At 61.6% G+C, this 1,199-nt stretch carries 1 protein-coding gene; it reads left to right on the forward strand.

From position 1 onward, the window contains the following. Positions 1–94 precede the first annotated feature (94 nt). Positions 95–1,192 (forward strand): ISAs1 family transposase, encoded by a 1,098-nt coding sequence (locus JQ627_RS38895; RefSeq protein ID WP_212489600.1) that lies wholly within the window; start codon positions 95–97, stop codon positions 1,190–1,192. The last annotated feature ends 7 nt before the right edge of the window (positions 1,193–1,199 follow it).

The following is a 1,199-nucleotide window of genomic DNA, read 5'->3' on the forward strand; positions in this document are numbered from 1 at the left end:
GGGCAGGGGAATCGCATGTGATCTTTTCGTAAGGCATTGCGATTTTGGCAGAAATCGATTCTGACGGTGGCTCCTGAGTTGGCAGGAGCGACCGATGGATCGATTCTCGGAATGCTTCGAAGACCTGCCCGACCCGCGGGCGGAGAATGCGCTGCACGATCTGACAGAGCTTTTGTTCATCGCGCTGATGGCGACGTTGTGCGGGGCGACGAGTTGCACCGACATGGCGCTGTTTGCGCGGCTGAAGGCCTATCTTTGGCAGGACGTGCTGGTGCTCAAGCATGGATTGCCAAGCCACGACACATTCAGCCGTGTGTTCCGCATGCTCGATCCAAAGGCGTTCGAAACGGCGTTCCGGCGCTTTATGGAAGCCTTCGCCGAGGGCGCGAAGATCGCACGGCCGCAAGGCGTGATCGCACTGGACGGCAAGGCGCTGCGACGTGGCTACGAGCGCGGCAAGAGCCACATGCCGCCGATCATGGTGACGGCGTGGGCGGCTCAGACGCGCATGGCGCTGGCCAATGTCCTGGCGCCGAACAACAATGAGGCCGCTGGCGCCCTGCAATTGCTCGAACTTCTGCAACTCAAGGGGTGCATCGTGACGGCCGATGCGCTGCACTGTCATCGCGAGATGGCCAAGCAGATCGTGATGCGGGGCGGCGATTACGTGCTGGCGGTGAAGGAGAACCAACCCGCTCTGCTGACCGACGCCAAGGCGGCAATTGCCGCAGCCGCGCGCAAGGGCAGGAAAGCGGTTACGACCACCGATGCAGACCATGGGCGCCAGGAAAAGCGCCGTGCGCTTGTCGTGCCGGTCAAGGACATGGAGAAGATGCACAACTTCCCTGGCCTCAAAGCCGTCGCACGGATCAGCAGCAAGCGCGGCAACGATAAAGCCGTCGAGCGCTACTTCCTGATGAGCCAAAACTACAGCCGCACCGAGGTTCTGCGCATCGTTCGCACCCATTGGACCATCGAAAATGGCCTGCACTGGCCGCTCGACGTCATCCTCGACGAGGATCTGGCCCGCAATCGCAAGGACAACGGCCCTGCCAACCTTGCCGTCCTCAGAAGACTTGCCCTCAATGTTGCCAGGGCTCACCCCGACACCACCACCTCCTTACGCCTCAAGCTCAAGCGGGCCGGCTGGAACGATGCCTTCCTCTTCGAACTCCTCGGCTACATGCGATAGCCCTGCC

This window comes from Bradyrhizobium liaoningense, from assembly GCF_018130785.1.
In the GTDB taxonomy this organism is placed as follows: domain Bacteria; phylum Pseudomonadota; class Alphaproteobacteria; order Rhizobiales; family Xanthobacteraceae; genus Bradyrhizobium; species Bradyrhizobium liaoningense_A.